At 59.7% G+C, this 14,923-nt stretch carries 19 protein-coding genes; 10 read left to right on the plus strand and 9 right to left on the minus strand.

The genetic code is table 11. The features are described 5' to 3' along the window. Positions 1–3 precede the first annotated feature (3 nt). On the plus strand, positions 4–1,878 hold the full coding sequence (gene uvrC / locus TRL7639_RS18255) for an excinuclease ABC subunit UvrC (RefSeq protein ID WP_085797322.1): 1,875 nt from the start codon (positions 4–6) through the stop codon (positions 1,876–1,878). 152 nt (positions 1,879–2,030) lie between these two features. Here uvrC and TRL7639_RS18260 read toward each other — a convergent pair whose 3' ends face one another. After that, positions 2,031–2,927, minus strand: coding sequence for a DMT family transporter (locus TRL7639_RS18260; RefSeq protein ID WP_085797607.1), 897 nt, complete (start codon positions 2,925–2,927; stop codon positions 2,031–2,033). Positions 2,928–3,070: 143 nt separating this feature from the next. Here TRL7639_RS18260 and pgsA point away from each other — a divergent pair, with 143 nt between their 5' ends. From pgsA to TRL7639_RS18275, 3 genes are read left to right on the plus strand one after another with little or no spacing between them, the layout of a single operon-like run. Beyond that, positions 3,071–3,733: a CDP-diacylglycerol--glycerol-3-phosphate 3-phosphatidyltransferase gene (gene pgsA / locus TRL7639_RS18265; RefSeq protein ID WP_085797323.1), complete on the plus strand. Its 663-nt coding sequence runs from the start codon at positions 3,071–3,073 to the stop codon at positions 3,731–3,733. A gap of 3 nt (positions 3,734–3,736) precedes the next feature. Next, on the plus strand, positions 3,737–3,982 hold the full coding sequence (moaD, locus tag TRL7639_RS18270) for a molybdopterin converting factor subunit 1 (RefSeq protein ID WP_085797324.1): 246 nt from the start codon (positions 3,737–3,739) through the stop codon (positions 3,980–3,982). Between the two features lie 4 nt (positions 3,983–3,986). Continuing rightward, positions 3,987–4,430: a molybdenum cofactor biosynthesis protein MoaE gene (locus TRL7639_RS18275; RefSeq protein WP_085797325.1), complete on the plus strand. Its 444-nt coding sequence runs from the start codon at positions 3,987–3,989 to the stop codon at positions 4,428–4,430. 253 nt (positions 4,431–4,683) lie between these two features. On the opposite strand, the gene TRL7639_RS18280 is transcribed toward TRL7639_RS18275, so the two are convergent. The 3 genes from TRL7639_RS18280 to ubiA form a co-directional block, all read right to left on the minus strand. Continuing rightward, a complete protein-coding gene (locus tag TRL7639_RS18280; RefSeq protein WP_085797326.1) occupies positions 4,684–4,995 on the minus strand; it encodes a hypothetical protein in 312 nt (103 codons plus the stop codon). A gap of 1 nt (position 4,996) precedes the next feature. Beyond that, positions 4,997–6,925 (minus strand): OmpA family protein, encoded by a 1,929-nt coding sequence (locus TRL7639_RS18285; RefSeq protein ID WP_085797327.1) that lies wholly within the window; start codon positions 6,923–6,925, stop codon positions 4,997–4,999. 65 nt (positions 6,926–6,990) lie between these two features. After that, positions 6,991–7,953, minus strand: coding sequence for a 4-hydroxybenzoate octaprenyltransferase (ubiA, locus tag TRL7639_RS18290; RefSeq protein ID WP_085797328.1), 963 nt, complete (start codon positions 7,951–7,953; stop codon positions 6,991–6,993). A gap of 12 nt (positions 7,954–7,965) precedes the next feature. Between ubiA and TRL7639_RS18295 the strand changes: the two genes are divergently transcribed. From TRL7639_RS18295 to TRL7639_RS18320, 6 genes are all read left to right on the plus strand, one after another. Continuing rightward, complete coding sequence (locus tag TRL7639_RS18295; RefSeq protein ID WP_085797329.1) at positions 7,966–8,691, plus strand: 16S rRNA (uracil(1498)-N(3))-methyltransferase; 726 nt, start codon at positions 7,966–7,968, stop codon at positions 8,689–8,691. Further along, a complete protein-coding gene (locus TRL7639_RS18300; protein WP_085797330.1) occupies positions 8,688–9,533 on the plus strand; it encodes a GNAT family N-acetyltransferase in 846 nt (281 codons plus the stop codon). The genes TRL7639_RS18295 and TRL7639_RS18300 overlap by 4 nt, the downstream gene beginning before the upstream one ends. Continuing rightward, positions 9,530–10,057 carry a hypothetical protein gene (locus TRL7639_RS18305; RefSeq protein WP_085797331.1) on the plus strand — a complete coding sequence of 176 codons (528 nt, stop codon included), beginning with the start codon at positions 9,530–9,532 and terminating at the stop codon, positions 10,055–10,057. The genes TRL7639_RS18300 and TRL7639_RS18305 overlap by 4 nt, the downstream gene beginning before the upstream one ends. Before the next feature lie 67 nt (positions 10,058–10,124). Then, the gene (locus tag TRL7639_RS18310) at positions 10,125–11,495 is read left to right on the plus strand and encodes a glutamate--cysteine ligase (RefSeq protein ID WP_085797332.1); all 1,371 of its coding nucleotides are present in this window, start codon (positions 10,125–10,127) and stop codon (positions 11,493–11,495) included. Next, positions 11,492–11,728 carry a carboxymuconolactone decarboxylase family protein gene (locus tag TRL7639_RS18315; protein WP_085797333.1) on the plus strand — a complete coding sequence of 79 codons (237 nt, stop codon included), beginning with the start codon at positions 11,492–11,494 and terminating at the stop codon, positions 11,726–11,728. The genes TRL7639_RS18310 and TRL7639_RS18315 overlap by 4 nt, the downstream gene beginning before the upstream one ends. Beyond that, entirely contained in the window at positions 11,729–12,031 is a 303-nt protein-coding gene (locus tag TRL7639_RS18320) for a carboxymuconolactone decarboxylase family protein (RefSeq protein WP_133057677.1), read from the plus strand. Here TRL7639_RS18320 and TRL7639_RS18325 read toward each other — a convergent pair. The 5 genes from TRL7639_RS18325 to TRL7639_RS18345 form a co-directional block, all read right to left on the minus strand. Continuing rightward, positions 11,979–12,845, minus strand: a complete 867-nt coding sequence (locus TRL7639_RS18325) for a fatty acid desaturase (RefSeq protein ID WP_085797335.1) — start codon at positions 12,843–12,845, stop codon at positions 11,979–11,981. The two genes, TRL7639_RS18320 and TRL7639_RS18325, sit on opposite strands and share 53 nt — an antisense overlap. Continuing rightward, positions 12,838–13,335, minus strand: coding sequence for a hypothetical protein (locus TRL7639_RS18330; RefSeq protein WP_085797336.1), 498 nt, complete (start codon positions 13,333–13,335; stop codon positions 12,838–12,840). Before TRL7639_RS18330 ends, TRL7639_RS18325 begins: the two co-directional genes overlap by 8 nt. A 31-nt stretch (positions 13,336–13,366) precedes the next feature. Further along, positions 13,367–13,894 carry a GbsR/MarR family transcriptional regulator gene (locus TRL7639_RS18335; RefSeq protein WP_085797337.1) on the minus strand — a complete coding sequence of 176 codons (528 nt, stop codon included), beginning with the start codon at positions 13,892–13,894 and terminating at the stop codon, positions 13,367–13,369. A 110-nt stretch (positions 13,895–14,004) separates the two neighbouring features. Beyond that, a complete protein-coding gene (locus TRL7639_RS18340) occupies positions 14,005–14,481 on the minus strand; it encodes a YHS domain-containing (seleno)protein (protein WP_085797338.1) in 477 nt (158 codons plus the stop codon). Positions 14,482–14,673: 192 nt separating this feature from the next. Continuing rightward, positions 14,674–14,919: a hypothetical protein gene (locus TRL7639_RS18345; RefSeq protein WP_085797339.1), complete on the minus strand. Its 246-nt coding sequence runs from the start codon at positions 14,917–14,919 to the stop codon at positions 14,674–14,676. Positions 14,920–14,923: the final 4 nt, after the last annotated feature.

Below are 14,923 nucleotides of genomic sequence, written 5' to 3' on the forward strand. Positions count from 1 at the left end.
GACATGACCGACGCGCGCACCCCCACCGACGAAGCAACAACCACTGGATACGCCTGCATTCAGGGGTATCTCAGGACATTGGACAATTCGCCTGGTGTTTACCGGATGCTCGATGCGGAAAGTCGCGTGCTCTATGTCGGCAAGGCGCGCAACCTCAAGGCGCGGGTGTCGAATTACTCTCGTCCCGGCCACTCAGGCCGGATCGAGCGGATGATCCGCGACACGGCCTCGATGATGTTCCTGACAACGCGGACCGAGACCGAGGCACTGCTGCTGGAGCAGAACCTGATCAAGCAGCTCAAGCCCAAATACAACGTGCTGCTCAGGGACGACAAAAGCTTTCCCAACATTTTGGTGGCCAAGGATCACGACTTTCCGCAGATCAAGAAACACCGCGGCGCGAAGAAGCAGAAGGGCGCCTATTTCGGTCCCTTCGCAAGTGCTGGCGCAGTGAACCGGACGCTTAACCAGCTGCAAAAGGCGTTCCTGCTGCGCAACTGCTCGGATTCCATGTTCGACAGCCGCACGCGGCCTTGCCTGCTCTACCAAATCAAGCGTTGTTCTGGTCCCTGTGTGAGGCTGATCTCGGAAGATGAGTATCGCGAGAGCGTCAAGGATGCCGAGCGCTTCCTGTCTGGCCGCTCCACAAAAGTGCAAGAGGAGTTGGCCGAGCAGATGATGGCTGCATCAGAAGCGATGGAGTTTGAACGCGCCGCTGGCCTGCGCGACCGCATCCGCGCGCTTACTCAGGTGCAATCAAGCCAAGGCATCAACCCGCGCGGCGTGACCGAGGCGGATGTGATCGGCCTGCATATGGAAAGCGGTCAGGCCTGTGTTCAGGTGTTCTTTATTCGCGCCAACCAGAACTGGGGCAACAAGGATTTCTATCCGCGCGTGGGGGCGGATGTCTCTCCGGCCGAGGTGATGGAGGCCTTTCTGGGCCAGTTCTATGACAACAAGGAACCGCCCCGACAGCTGATCCTGTCGGACGCCATCGAAAACGCCGATCTGATGCAAGAGGCGCTGTCCGAAAAGGCAGGCCGCAAGGTCGAAATCCTGGTGCCACAGCGGGGCGAAAAACAGGAGCTGGTGGCGGGCGCCTTGCGCAACGCGCGCGAGTCACTGGCGCGACGCATGTCGGAAAGCGCGACACAGGCCAAGCTGCTGCGAGGGGTGGCTGAAGCGTTCGACCTGGATGGCCCACCGGGACGGATCGAGGTCTACGACAACTCGCACATTCAAGGCACCAACGCTGTTGGTGGGATGATCGTGGCCGGGCCAGAAGGGTGGATGAAAAACGCCTATCGCAAGTTCAACATCAAGGGAGATGACCTGACGCCGGGGGATGACTTCGGCATGATGAAAGAGGTGTTGCATCGCCGCTTTACCCGCCTGCTGAAGGAAGATCCGGACCGCGACAAGGGGCTGTGGCCCGATTTGCTGCTGATCGACGGTGGGGCCGGGCAGGTGAGTGCGGTACATGAGATCATGGCACAGCACGGGGTCGAAGACATTCCGATGGTGGGGGTGGCTAAGGGGGTCGACCGGGATCACGGCAAGGAAGAATTCCACCGCACCGGTCAACGCCCCTTTGCTTTGAAGCGCAATGATCCGGTGTTGTACTTCATCCAACGTTTGCGCGACGAAGCGCACCGCTTTGCTATCGGAACGCACCGCGCCAAACGAGCAAAGGCCATCGGGGCCACCCCTTTGGACGAGGTGCCTGGCGTTGGGGCGACCCGCAAACGGGCTCTGCTCACACATTTTGGCTCAGCCAAGGCTGTAAGCCGGGCTAATCTGGCAGACCTCAAGGCAGTGGACGGGATTTCGGATGCCTTGGCGGAAACGATTTACGACTTTTTCCACGACAAGGGCTGAACTCTCTGCGCGACCTGTCGGTCTTGCGTCCTGCGGACGGCAGGGGGCCAGGCTCATGCGGGCAAAGCCCGCGTGAGCCTGGCCCAACGGGAGGAGATGTTTCGCCAGAAACATTGACGACGGGCGGGAGTATCCCCGCCACTGTTGCCGACCTAAGGGTTAGATGTGGTGTGGCGACCACGCCAGAGGATGTAGAGGCCTGAAAGCACGATCAGCAAGCTGCCCAGCCAGACGCTTTGCTCGGGTCGTTCCCCAAACAGGACGATGCCAAGGCCGATCCCAAAGAGCAGCCGTGTGTAGCGGAAGGGGGTTACGGCCGAGACTTCACCAGTTCGCATGGCTTTCATCAAGGACGCATAGGCTATGACGCCCATGGTCACGGCTCCGGCCAAGGACAGCGCGGTTGCCGTGCTGATGGGCGTGGTAGGAGCGGCCTCCCAAAACCGATACCCGAACCCGGCTACGACGATGGACAGGAAGCCATAGAACCCCAGCACCTGGGTGCCCAAAGTGGCAGGCGCGGCGCGGCTGGCCAGGTCCCGTCCCGCAAAACCCAGCATGCCAAGTACGGCCAGGATCGAGAGCGGCGAAAAGCTGTCTCCGGTTGGTTGGATGATGACAACAACGCCAGCCATGCCCAACACAATCGCCACCCATCGGCGCCAGCCAACGGTTTCCCCGAAAAAGAGCGCGGCGCCTGCGACCACGAAAAGGGGGGTGGCCTGCAAGATGACAGTGGCCGACGACAAAGGCGACAAGGCCAGTGCCAGTACATAGAACAGCCGCCCGAGAACCTCGAACAGGACCCGCACTTTCATCGGGCGGGACAGGACATCGCGGTGCAACAACGACGCGCCGATGGCCCAAGCCCACATTGCAAACACAGCCACCCCGCCAAGGCCGAAAATCACCAGCACCTGCCAGACCGGCAGGTCGGCGGCTGCTCTCTTGATCATCGCATCTTCCAACGCGAACCCCAACATGGCCACAACCATCCAGGCACTGCCGATCAGGTTGGCTTTGGGATCAACGGGAATGTGGGGCTTCATCGTGGGCTCCTTGGCGAACATGCAGCCCGGCTAGCACGCCCAAGACAGGCCGGACAGGGCCGAGGTTGAGTTTTGCCGCCGCAGGTGTCAGATTTTTTGCAGCCCGCCTTTCATGTTTCTAACCCGCGATGTAGGGTCCGCCCATGACGTGGAACTTGCCCAATATCCTGACCGTGCTTCGTCTGATTGCCGCCCCCGGCGTGGCGGTTATGTTTTTGTATTTCACACGCCCCTATGCCGATTGGTTTGCGCTTGCGTTGTTTGTCACAGCTGCGGTCACCGATTGGTTCGATGGCTATCTGGCGCGGGCGTGGAAACAGGAAACCAAACTGGGTGCGATGCTGGATCCAATTGCCGACAAGGCAATGGTGGTCATCGCGTTGATGGTCATTGTGGGCTATTCGTCGATGTCGCCCTGGCTGGTGCTGCCCGCCACCTTGATCCTGTTTCGTGAGGTTTTTGTTTCGGGTCTGCGCGAGTATCTGGGCGATACGGCCGGAACGCTGAAGGTCACCAATCTGGCAAAGTGGAAGACGACGGCTCAGATGGTCGCCATTGCGGTTCTGTTTGGTCAGGGTGTGTTCGAGCACTATCTGGGAATGAGCGCTTGGGGCATGGACCCTCAGATGATCGACGATATCCTGTCGGGCCGCGAAGAGGACCTTTTGGGATTGCGGTGGAAACTCACCGGTATGGAGCTGTGCTGGTGGGTTGGTCTTGCCCTGCTCTGGATCGCGGCGGGTCTGACTGCGATCACCGGGGTGGATTATTACCGCAAGGCGTTGCCGCATGTGAGAGAGGGCTAGGCCATGGACATCTTGTATTTCGCCTGGGTGCGCGAGCGTGTCGGATTGCCCAAGGAAAAGGTCGAGACCAACGCGACCACCGTGGCGCAGCTGGTGGACGAGTTGCGCGCACGTGAAGAGCGTTATGACGTCGCCTTTTCCGATTTGAGCGCATTGCGCGTTGCACTGGATCAAGAATTGTCGGATTTTGATGCGTCTCTGGAAGGGGTGCGCGAAGTGGCGTTTTTCCCGCCGATGACAGGGGGCTGAGACGGTGAAGATCGCGGTTCAGGAAGAGGCTTTTGATCTGGGGGCCGAGGCCAACGCCTTTGCCGAGGCGGACACGGCCAACGGTGCGATCGTCACATTCACAGGCGTTGTGCGCGACTTGGCGCAGGGTGATCTGGATGTGATAGAAATCGAGCATTATCCGGGGATGACGGAAAAGGCGCTGACCAAGATCGCGACCGAGGCGAAAGAGCGTTGGTCACTAGGTGATGTGCTGGTGATCCATCGTCACGGGCGCCTGGCACCTGGGGACCGGATCATGATGGTGGCCACGGCCGCGCCACACCGCAAGGACGCGTTCGAGGCGGCCGAGTACCTGATGGACTACCTCAAGTCCCGTGCGCCGTTTTGGAAAAAGGAAATCACTGGCCTTGGCGCGGATTGGGTTGCGGCCAAGGATGCCGACGAAGACGCTCTGAAACGCTGGTAAATCTAAGCGAACCCGGGCGGTTTCCGCCTTGCTCTCCAAGCGGACGTACGGAGCGAGCAAGGGGGGGCTCCCGCGCCCGCACTGATCCCGGCTACGCCGAAATCGTTGGCGGACTTGGGCCGGGCGCCTCGCCTGTCGGCTCGGCGCGGTTACGCTTGTGGTTTCTGTTTCTGTCCAAAGCGAAAGGACGTTTCGGGCGACCGATTGACGGCGGGAGGGAGCAGACCCGAGATTGACCGCTCTACCTGGCCGATCATCCCACGCGCGCGCGCAGCTCTTCGGCCTCTTGGCGGGCGGCGCGCAAACCGTCCATTGCAGCGCTCAGTTCGGCCTCGGTCTGGGTCAGTTGGTTGGTCAGCTCCGCTTCGCGTTGCTGCAAGTAGGTGATCGCCTGATCGCGGGTCTCTTCGGCCTCGTGCAGTTCCTGGCTCATCCGATCCAGATCAGCAACGTCGCTTTGTTTGACACGGGTGAAGCGATGCACCAGCCAATTGGCAAACCATCCCATGGCAAAGGCCACAAAGAGGATAATAGCGGTGGTGATGATGAATTCTGTACGGTTCATGTCACTGGTCCTCTGCGTCCGTTTGCGATGCGTCTTCTTCCGCGGTTGCACCGGTTTCTGTCGCTTCGCTCGGCGCCTCTTCGGCGATGGCGTCCAGCGTCGACGCCTCTTCGTTCGACGCCTCTGGCCGGATTAGCCGGAATTCGATCCGGCGGTTTGCTTCGCGCCCGTCCTCGGTCTTGTTGTCTGCGATGGGCTGGCTCTCGCCATAGCCTACGGCGACGTAGCTGGACGTCAAAATACGGCGTGAACGCAGCTCGTTCAAAACCGATTGGGCGCGGGCCTGGCTCAGCTGCTGGTTCATTTCTTCGCGCCCCTGGCTGTCGGTGTGGCCCTGGATCTCGAGCCGGATCTGCCCGCAGGCGTCCAGGATGTCGGCGATCTTGTTCATCGTGTCGAGAGACGCTGCCGCGATGGTGGTCGAGCCGGGCTCAAACGCGATCTTGCCCGTTTCCTGAACGAGGGCGATCTCGGCTTCACAGACCTCGGGGTCGGGGGCCTTGTCGTTGGGTTCGGGCGGCGCGCGATAGGTGACGGACAGGTCATAGGTCTGCGCTTGGCCCAGCTTGTCGGACAGCAAGCCAGCAATTTGCGCGCTTGCATCTTCCTGCTCGCTTACGCCGCTTAAAGTCACGTTGTCAGGTGTCACGGTAAGCGCGCCGTTAGCCAGCATCGACAAGGCCTCAAGCCCTGCCAGAACACGCACCGGCCACGACGCCGGCAGATCAGGTACGACGCGAGCAGCGGTATAGACAGCGTCGGTGCCAAAGGCAGCTTTGGCATAGCTGTCGACCATGTGGCGCAGGTTGTCGTCGTTCAAGCGGCCGCGCAGCTGCACCAACCCTTCGGGGCTGAGCGTTGCCGTGAATTCCGGCGGACCAGCGGTATCGGAGATTTCTGGTGCTGGCAGCACCGCATGCAGGGCAAAGACATCGGGCAGCTCGGCTTCAAGCTCGCCCACAACACGGTCAAAGCGCCCCTGGTCGGTCCCCTGAGCCGCAACGAGTGTAATGTCCGCATCCGCAATCGTCACGGTGCCCTGGCCTAGTTCCGCAAGGGCGCTGATGCTCAACTCCGAGGCGCGGGCCCACTGTGGTGAGGGAACACCCATGCCGATGGTGCACGAGGGCGAGCCCTCCATCCCCGCCTGACGGGCTGCGGACAGAATACGGGCCTGCGCAATTCGATCCTGGGCCGAGCAGGCATCGAACCGAGGACCTGTTTCGTCAATCAGGAACCGCATTGTGAACGGGGTGATTACAGGGCGTGGTGCAGCAATGTCGATTCCAATCCGCAGACCCGGAGGAGCCGCGCGATTTAGCGCATCCTCGAGCTGTTTCTTGGCTTCGGCGCTGTCCGAAATCGCAGTGATCGACACCTGCCCGGCGGCCACTGAAACTTTGGATCGGGGCAGCATCGACAGCGCCTTGAGCGAGAACCCCATGGCGTCGATCCACCCACCCGGCACGCTATAGTCAGCAGTTTCCAGCAAGTCAGTGACGTTGTCTTCGCCGGCCAGCGAAATCAGCTCTTCGATGATTTCGTCCCGGTCTGACTGCGCGGGGATCAGGCCGATAATCGAAATTCCGCTGTCATTGCGCAGGATCTCGGCTGAGAAGCGGGGCGGAGCCAGATCGGCCGATGGTGCGATCCGCATCTCGTCGATGACACGTGACGGATCGACTTCGTCCCCAACCACTGTCAGGGCGTTGAACCGCGTGGCCTCGTCCTTTGCGGTGCCGGTCATGATGACCTGCAACCCGTTGGCCTGTACCTCGGCCCAGTCATGGCCGTTGCGGTCCAAGGCGCGGCGTACCACGATTTCAGAATTCTCTTCGACGGTTGTGACGGCAAAGCTTGCAGCAACAAGGCATAGCCCGGCGGCCAGGGCAAAGGTCAGGGCGACCACAATCGAGAGGGGAAGGCGCATGTCTTTGGGTCGTTTTCCGTCCGGTCTTTGGCGGATGTCTTACATTCCTAGCGCGTTATGTGCAATCACGCGAGCAAGGCTGCGCAAAAGAAGATGAGCGGAATAAAGCCGGTGTCGCGATTCACCCGGAAGAGTTGCAGCAGTTTTGCGTTGTCTTCAATGTCCAATCCACGCAGTTGCCAGGCCATGTGCCACCCCATGGCCCAAGGTCCTGCAAGAGCGACAAGCATTGCAAACAGCGAAGCGTCGGGCAGACCGGCCTCGATCACGGCAAGCCCCATGAAGCTGACGGTGGCCACCAGAAAATACTTCATCCAGCGCGCGGTATCCGTGCCAAACAGACGTGCGGTGGATTTCACCCCGATCAGCGCATCGTCTTCGGTGTCCTGATGCGCATAGATGGTGTCGTAGAACAGCGTCCAGGCGATCCCGGCCAGATACAGCAGCACCGCAGGCGCGCCCAGAGAGCCGCTGTGTGCTGTCCATGCCAGCAAGGCGCCCCAATTGAACGCCAGCCCCAGGAACACCTGCGGCCACCAGGTGAACCGCTTGGCATATGGATAGACCGCCACAGGTAATAGCGACAGCACACCAAGCGCGATGGCAGCACGATTGAATGTCAGCAGTATTGCCAGCCCCAGCAACGCCTGAAGGATCATCCAGAACAGGGCTTGCTTCACACTCACCTGACCCGAGGGGATGGGGCGCGAACGTGTGCGCTCGACCTGACCATCAAAGTCACGGTCGGTGATGTCGTTCCAGGTACAGCCCGCGCCTCGCATCAGGAATGCACCCAGACCACAGCCAACAGCGATCCACAGATCGAACAGGCGTGGAGTTTGATCGTCAAAGATCGCCAGCGCCAGACCCCACCAGCAGGGGATCAACAACAGCCAGGTGCCAATGGGTCGGTCCGCACGGCTTAGCCGCAGATAGGGGCGACTCCAGGCCGGGGCATACAGGTCGACCCAGTTGTCTTGTGGTGCGTCTGAGACCTGACCATCTGGTGTTGGGGCATTGCCTTGCATATGTAGGCTTTCATGAGTGCAAAGATCAGACTGTATGTAGAGCACCCTTTGGGGGATGGGCAATCGGTTCCTTTGGATCGTGATCAGGCGCATTACCTATTTGGTGTAATGCGCCTGGGCATGGGCGGACAGGTGCTGCTGTTCAATAGCCGCGATGGCGAATGGCTGGCGGACGTGGAACAGGCCGGCAAGCGCGCCGGGGTTTTAGCCTGTGTACAGCAGACCAAACCGCTGCAGATGCCACCCGATCTTTGGCTGCTTTTTGCACCGATTAAGAAGGCACGCACCGACTTTATCGTTGAAAAGGCAGCGGAAATGGGCGCGGCGCGGATTGTGCCCGTGCAGACTGAGTTCACCAACTCGGAACGTATTCGCCAGGATCGGCTCCAGGCGCATGCGATCGAGGCCGCCGAGCAATGCGGTGGCACCTATGTTCCCGAAGTGGCCGAGTTGCAGAAACTCGACCGACTGCTGGATCACTGGCCCGATGGTCGACAATTGATGTTCTGTGACGAGGCCGAGGTGGGCGCGGCAAAACGTCTGGCCGCCAGTACTCCGGGCCAACCCTGGGCCATCCTGATCGGGCCCGAGGGTGGGTTTTCCGACCGCGAACGCGCGCGTCTCTCGGCCTTACCCTTTGCCCATGTGGTCAGCCTTGGTCCTCGTATCCTGCGGGCTGACACCGCGGCCGTGGCTGCGATGACGATCTGGCAGCAGGCGCTGGGGGATTGGGAATGATCCGCGAGGCTGAGATCGAAGATCTACCTCGGATCAACGCATTTCTGGACCAACACATCGAAACCTCGATGTTTCTGCGCAGCAATCTTGCGACGCACGGATTGGGGTTTTCGGATCATCCCCATTCTACCCGGGCCTTTGTATGGGAGGCTGATGGGCAGGTTGGGGTCTTTGGCCTGTCCAAAGTTGGTTATGTGATGGCACAGATGCCCGACATGCCGCTTGAGGCGGCTCAGGCTTTTGGCCATGCGATCACTGGCCATACCGTTCTTGGAATGACCGGCGAAAAGGCTCAGGTCGACGTGACGTTGCGCGGATTGGGGCTTGGTAAGGCAAAGCTCAAGATGCTGGACGACGAGCCGCTGTATCAGATGGAGCTGGCCGACCTATCCGAGACCCGCGTGAACAGTCGCGCGTTGCTAGAAAGCGATCTTGGCCCATTGGAGCGGTGGTTTGCACACTACCTTGAGGACACTGGTCAAGAGACCGAAGCCGATGCGCGATCCAAGGCTGCAGCGCGCGGGCGTGCAGCGTTTGACAATGGACGGGCCGAAGTGTTGTTGATCGACGGTGTCCCGGTTGCGATGGCTGACATCAATGCCCATGTCGAAGATGTGGTTCAGCTCGGTGGTGTCTTTGTGCCGACAGAACATCGCGGCAAAGGATATGGGGCCTTGGTGACAACAGCGATCTTGCAACGCGAAGCCGCAAGGGGAGCAAAACAGGCGATCCTTTTCGCCAATAACCCAATTGCTGCCCGCGCTTACGAATCCATCGGGTTCAAACAGATCGGTTGGTACCGCATCGCCCTGCTGCAAACCCCAAGCGAGGTCCGGTCATGAGTTTCATTCGTCCAGAAGCCAAAGCCGCCTTATGGCGCTGGCGCGAGGTTGTTGCGGCAGGCTTATTGGCCTTTGTCGGATCGACCTGGGTGGTGGGTCCCGGTGGCCTGCTGGGCGGATTGGGCTGGATTGCCATCGCCGTCAGCCTTGGGCTGGCCGTTGTGGGCTTTCAACGCGCGCGGTTTCGGACCGGATCGGGCGGGCCGGGGGTCGTCCTCGTGGATGAGGGGCAAATCACCTACTATGGCCCATTGACAGGCGGAGTTATTGCGACAGATGCCATCGAACGCCTGGCGCTCGATCCGACGGCAAAACCGGCCCATTGGGTGCTGGAACAACCAGGCCAGCCGCCCTTACAAGTGCCCGTCAACGCCGAAGGCGCCGAGGCGCTGTTCGATGTCTTCGCCACGCTGCCTGGCCTGCGCACCGAACGGATGCTGAATGAGCTCAGCGGTAAAGGCGTTCACCCGGTCGTGATCTGGGAACGTCGCTCGATGCGACCGCCCGAGCTCAGGCTGCATTGACAGTCCGGCATTTTCGTCTCACTGCTGACGATCAGATATAGCTAAATCAGGATCGGGAGCGCGTCTCATGTCCATTCCTCAGTCCGGCGGTGGGCCGATCGAACGCCATGAACAACTGGCCGAATATCTGGCCGATGGGTGCAAACCCAAGGATCAGTGGCGGATCGGCACCGAGCATGAAAAGTTCGGCTATTGCAAGGATACGCTGAAACCCCTGCCGTATGAAGGCAAACGCTCGATTCTCGCCGTACTCGAAGGGCTGCGCGACGGCCACGGCTGGGCTCCTCTGGAAGAGGGCGGCAAGCTGATCGGTCTGGAAAAAGACGGCGCCAATGTCTCGCTGGAACCCGGCGGTCAGCTGGAGCTGTCGGGCGCACCGCTTGAGACCATTCACGAGACCTGTGACGAGGTGAATCAGCACCTGCGGGACGTGAAAGACATCGCCGACAAGATCGGCGTTGGCTTCATTGGTCTGGGCGCGGCCCCGATCTGGAGCCACGAACAGATGCCGGTGATGCCCAAGGGGCGTTACAAGCTGATGACCGACTACATGGACCGTGTCGGCACCATGGGTAAGGTCATGATGTACCGGACCTGCACCGTGCAGGTGAACCTGGATTTCGCCACCGAGGCAGACATGGTGCAGAAACTGCGCGTGGCCTTGGCGCTGCAACCGGTGGCGAACGCTCTGTTTGCCAACTCGCCGTTCCTGGATGGCAAGCCCAACGGCGTTAAATCGACCCGCGGTCTGGTGTGGCGTCACCTAGATGATGCTCGTACCGGAATGCTGCCCTTTGTCTTTGACGAAGGATTCGGGTTCGAAGCTTGGGTGCAATATGCGCTCGATGTGCCGATGTATTTCGTTTATCGCGATGGCAAATACATCGATGCGCTGGGCATGTCCTTCCGCGACTTCCTTGAGGGCAAGCTGCCCGCATTGCCCGGCGAAACACCCACCCTCAGCGATTGGGCCGATCATTTGACCACTGCCTTCCCCGAGGCGCGGATCAAGAAATTCATGGAGATGCGCGGCGCCGATGGTGGCCCATGGCGCAGGCTCTGCGCATTGCCGGCCTTCTGGGTTGGCCTGATGTACGACCAGTCGTCGCTCGACGCGGCTTGGGATCTGGTTAAGGGTTGGGACGCGGAAACGCGCGAAGCTTTGCGGGTTGCGGCATCTGAACAGGCGCTGCAGGCGCAGGTTGGTGACATCAACATGCACGACCTGGCGCGTGAGGTCGTGGCCATCTCTGAGGCCGGTCTGAAAGCCCGCGCCAAACCCGGCGCAGGTGGCATGGTTCCGGACGAGACGCATTTTCTCAACGCTCTGAAAGACAGCATCGAAACCGGCAAGACGCCGGCAGATGAACTGCTCGACCGTTACAATGGCGATTGGGGCGGGGACTTGAGCAAGATCTATGACGAGTACGCCTATTGACCCAGCGTATCCCGTCGGTTGACACCGATAGCCCTGAACAGGCTGCGGTGCAGAGGCGGGTTGCCAAGGTTTGGGGTGGAAAGCTGAATATCTCGGATGCAATGGCGCATAATCCGGCGGTGCTGGATGGGGTCCTGTCTCTCTGGGCGGCGCTGGATCAAAGCGGCCTGTCCGCCGAAGACCGCGAGGTGATCTGCGTGGACATGGCAGTGCAGAACGGTTGCCACTACTGAGTGCCAGCTCATCTGGGCATGGCGCAGGCGCGCGAGGTGGATATGGCGATGATCGAACGGATTGCGCGGGGAGGGCTGCTCGAGGATGACAGCCGTGCGGCCAAATTGCAGCGGCTGACCCGAAGGTTGGTCGAAACCGGCGGAGCGTTGCCCGATGTCGAACTGGCGCAGGCACGCGACGACGGGTTCGACAATGCGCAGCTGGTGGCCATCGTGGCTGAGATCGCGCATTGTCATTTCACCAACAGCTTCAACCGCTTGGCGCGGACCGAACCCGACGCGCATTTCCCGGCTTGGCCATAGTCTTTGGATCTAGCCAGGGTACAACCGATTGACGACTTCTTGCGTAGCCGGGCACCTGAGTGTCCAGCCGTTCCGCCAGCTCTGGCAGGCGGCTGACGGGAACGCTGGGAAACAGATGGTGTTCACGGTGATAGAACATCAGATAAGCCAAGCGGGCCAGTGGCCCGCGCTGGCTGCGCCCGGCCAATCCGCTGTGTGCGGTGCCATGATGGGTGATCCAAACAGCGAAGAACGCGGTCAGGCATTGCGCCAAGATCATCGCCGCCAGATGTAGCATCAGAAACCGCAGCCCCGAGGCAACGATGGCGCTGACCACCAAGGCAACGGCCACCCCATCGACCAGCAACCGGCGCCGCCATTTCGTGCCGCCATGGCTCCAGGCCGCGCGGATCAAATCAAACGGGAAACGCGGGCCGTAAAGCAACACTTGCCGCGCACTCATCTCGCCGCATTTCCCTTCGTGATCCTTTGGCCCCATGGCATGGCGATGGTGCTGCATATGGCTCCAGGCCACGGAACAGTTGCAGCCGCACATGGCGCCACTCAGGACGTGAAGGATCACGATATCCCAGCGACGCGGCAGGCCCAGATTGCCATGGATCGCCTCATGGTTCAGGCGCAGGGCGCAGAGGAAGTACATGAAGCTGCCCAAAGCGCCCACAGGCCAGAGCGTTGATGCATAGAGCCACCACGACAACACCAACCAAGGCAAGGGAAGGGTGAGTTCGATCAGTGTCTGACGGCGGTTGACTGGTGTCAGATCTTTCCAGTTCACGCCCGGTGGCGGTGTTTCCTTGGCGTGTGGCTCACACATGGCTTTGGTTCCTTTGCGTTTGTCGATGACGGATAAGCAACCCCGCGACGCAGCCCCAAACCGGGGCAAAGATCGCACCCATGAACAAAAACAACTTCATGAAAACGCTGAAACCGTCGAGGGTGGCCAAGGTGGACAGCCCATACAACAGTCCGAAGGCCATCGAATTTGCCGCCAACGCCAAAACAGCAATCACAACGGGATTGGGCGTGTGGGCTGCAAGGTAGCGTCGCAGCACCCAGCCACCGATCAGAACGAATTGAACAAATCCAAATGGAATCGCAAAAACCGTAACGAATGAAGCTGCTCCAAAGAATTCGACGATGTCAGAAAGGTATTTGGGTACGTCAACGAACAGCTCGACAACTGCGGCCACCGTGATCGCCGCGATGTAAAATCCAAGCGTGACAAGAAGCGTGGCAAATGGTGCCGTGACGAGGCTGATGATGATATCCGAATTGAATTCAGTATTTCTGGTTATTTCTGTCATTTGAGAAATTTCCTGGCAAAATTTTTTGGAACTATGATCCTTTGGGCAGAAACCGGGTCAATTTCGAGCCGAGTTTCAACACGGCAAGATGCACGCTGCGGGGCAGGCGCGAGAAGTCGGCGTACCAATCGTCAAACATCTGCATCACGCGCAGGGTCTCGGTCATGCGGGATTTGACCACTTCGGGCGTGCCATCGACTGCGGCCTCTCTTTCGACCTCTTTCAGGGCGGCCAGGGTTGGGGCAAATTCACGCTCGCGACGGCCTTGGATCACGGTGTCGACCAGATCGAACATGTCGCGGACAGAGGTGAAGTGATCACGCCGGTCACCCAACTGACGGCTGGACTTCACCAGCTTCCAGGCCTGCAGCTCTTTCAGCCCGTTTGACACGTTGGAGCGCGCCAGATCGAGCGTCTCGCAGATCTCTTCGGCCGTCATCGGGTCCGGCGCGATATGGAGAAGCGCGTGGATCTGAGCGACCGAGCGATTGACACCCCACCTTGATCCCATCTCACCCCAGTGAAGGATAAAGTTCTGCATGGCCGGGGTCAGGTTCATCGTACGACTCGCTTAGAGATTCTGTAATGACAGAAATAACTGACAAAAATGTGCCAGGCAAGAAAAAACCGGCAACGCGCTGCGCTGCCGGTTTGTCGGGATGCCCGTGATTACTGTGCTTGCAGCTCTTCTGGGGTCTTGTCTTCGATATCGGTCCAGTTGGTGTCGGCCGACACGATGAAACCCGGGACGTCTTCGCTCCAGCGTTCCTGGATCTGAGCCGACAGGTTCAGGTACAGCTTGTCATCAACGATCTTCCAGTAGTTCGGGTCGCCGTCGAACTTGAAGCCCATGGCAGTGCCGAACGCGCAAAAGCCGCCGTAGGCCGGCGCGTAGGCCTCGGGGTTCGCTTCGAACGCGGCTTTGTTTTCCTCGGACGAGAACCAGTAGGTTGCGTCGTTGTAGACCGAGGTCAGGCGATAGTCGCCCTTGGTAGGCTCACCGACGGTGAAGTAAGCAACCGGGTCGAAACCTTGAAGTGCCAGGCCAGTGTTGCTTGCGTTGACGTCGACACCAGCGGCCAGAGTTGCACCAGCCAGAGTTACGGACAGAGCGATGCCGCCGATCAGGGATTTTACTTTGTTCATGAGTCTTTCCTCACAGTTTCAAGCCAAGCCGATCAGTTTGGGCAAGGGCCTGATATTTCGATGTTGGATGACGTGTAATTCCGTCACGACACCGAAATGGGACAGGATTTGATCACGTTCAAAGCAACTCAATTTGATTGTGCAGGGGCGAAAACTGACTGTGCAAAAATGTGGGTTTACAGATCAGTAAATTCACTTTTGCGCACACAAGTCAGCGAGGAAAGCGATGACTTTTTGCGCAGGCATTTCACAGGGTTTCAGCAGCGGTCCCCGTTGCAAATCATAGACATTCAAGCTGATGTAGTTGGTGCCGCCCAACTCGGTTGCGACCAGCTTGATCGCACGGCCCCCTGAAAAACAGGTCTTGGACACCATATAGCTGCGCCCGCCCGAGGTGCCGCGTACTGTGCCTTCGGGCCATTCGACCAAGCGGCGCAAGGCT

Origin of the sequence: Falsiruegeria litorea R37 (genome assembly GCF_900172225.1) — a bacterium.
In the GTDB taxonomy this organism is placed as follows: domain Bacteria; phylum Pseudomonadota; class Alphaproteobacteria; order Rhodobacterales; family Rhodobacteraceae; genus Falsiruegeria; species Falsiruegeria litorea.

Coding starts and splice junctions, on each gene's coding strand:
- uvrC (WP_085797322.1), top strand. CDS start 4: ATGACCGACGCGCGCACCCCCACCGACGAAGCAACAACCACTGGATAC.
- TRL7639_RS18260 (WP_085797607.1), bottom strand. CDS start 2,927: ATGAAGCCCCACATTCCCGTTGATCCCAAAGCCAACCTGATCGGCAGT.
- pgsA (WP_085797323.1), top strand. CDS start 3,071: ATGACGTGGAACTTGCCCAATATCCTGACCGTGCTTCGTCTGATTGCC.
- moaD (WP_085797324.1), top strand. CDS start 3,737: ATGGACATCTTGTATTTCGCCTGGGTGCGCGAGCGTGTCGGATTGCCC.
- TRL7639_RS18280 (WP_085797326.1), bottom strand. CDS start 4,995: ATGAACCGTACAGAATTCATCATCACCACCGCTATTATCCTCTTTGTG.
- TRL7639_RS18285 (WP_085797327.1), bottom strand. CDS start 6,925: ATGCGCCTTCCCCTCTCGATTGTGGTCGCCCTGACCTTTGCCCTGGCC.
- ubiA (WP_085797328.1), bottom strand. CDS start 7,953: ATGCAAGGCAATGCCCCAACACCAGATGGTCAGGTCTCAGACGCACCA.
- TRL7639_RS18295 (WP_085797329.1), top strand. CDS start 7,966: ATGAGTGCAAAGATCAGACTGTATGTAGAGCACCCTTTGGGGGATGGG.
- TRL7639_RS18300 (WP_085797330.1), top strand. CDS start 8,688: ATGATCCGCGAGGCTGAGATCGAAGATCTACCTCGGATCAACGCATTT.
- TRL7639_RS18305 (WP_085797331.1), top strand. CDS start 9,530: ATGAGTTTCATTCGTCCAGAAGCCAAAGCCGCCTTATGGCGCTGGCGC.
- TRL7639_RS18310 (WP_085797332.1), top strand. CDS start 10,125: ATGTCCATTCCTCAGTCCGGCGGTGGGCCGATCGAACGCCATGAACAA.
- TRL7639_RS18325 (WP_085797335.1), bottom strand. CDS start 12,845: ATGTGTGAGCCACACGCCAAGGAAACACCGCCACCGGGCGTGAACTGG.
- TRL7639_RS18330 (WP_085797336.1), bottom strand. CDS start 13,335: ATGACAGAAATAACCAGAAATACTGAATTCAATTCGGATATCATCATC.
- TRL7639_RS18335 (WP_085797337.1), bottom strand. CDS start 13,894: ATGAACCTGACCCCGGCCATGCAGAACTTTATCCTTCACTGGGGTGAG.
- TRL7639_RS18340 (WP_085797338.1), bottom strand. CDS start 14,481: ATGAACAAAGTAAAATCCCTGATCGGCGGCATCGCTCTGTCCGTAACT.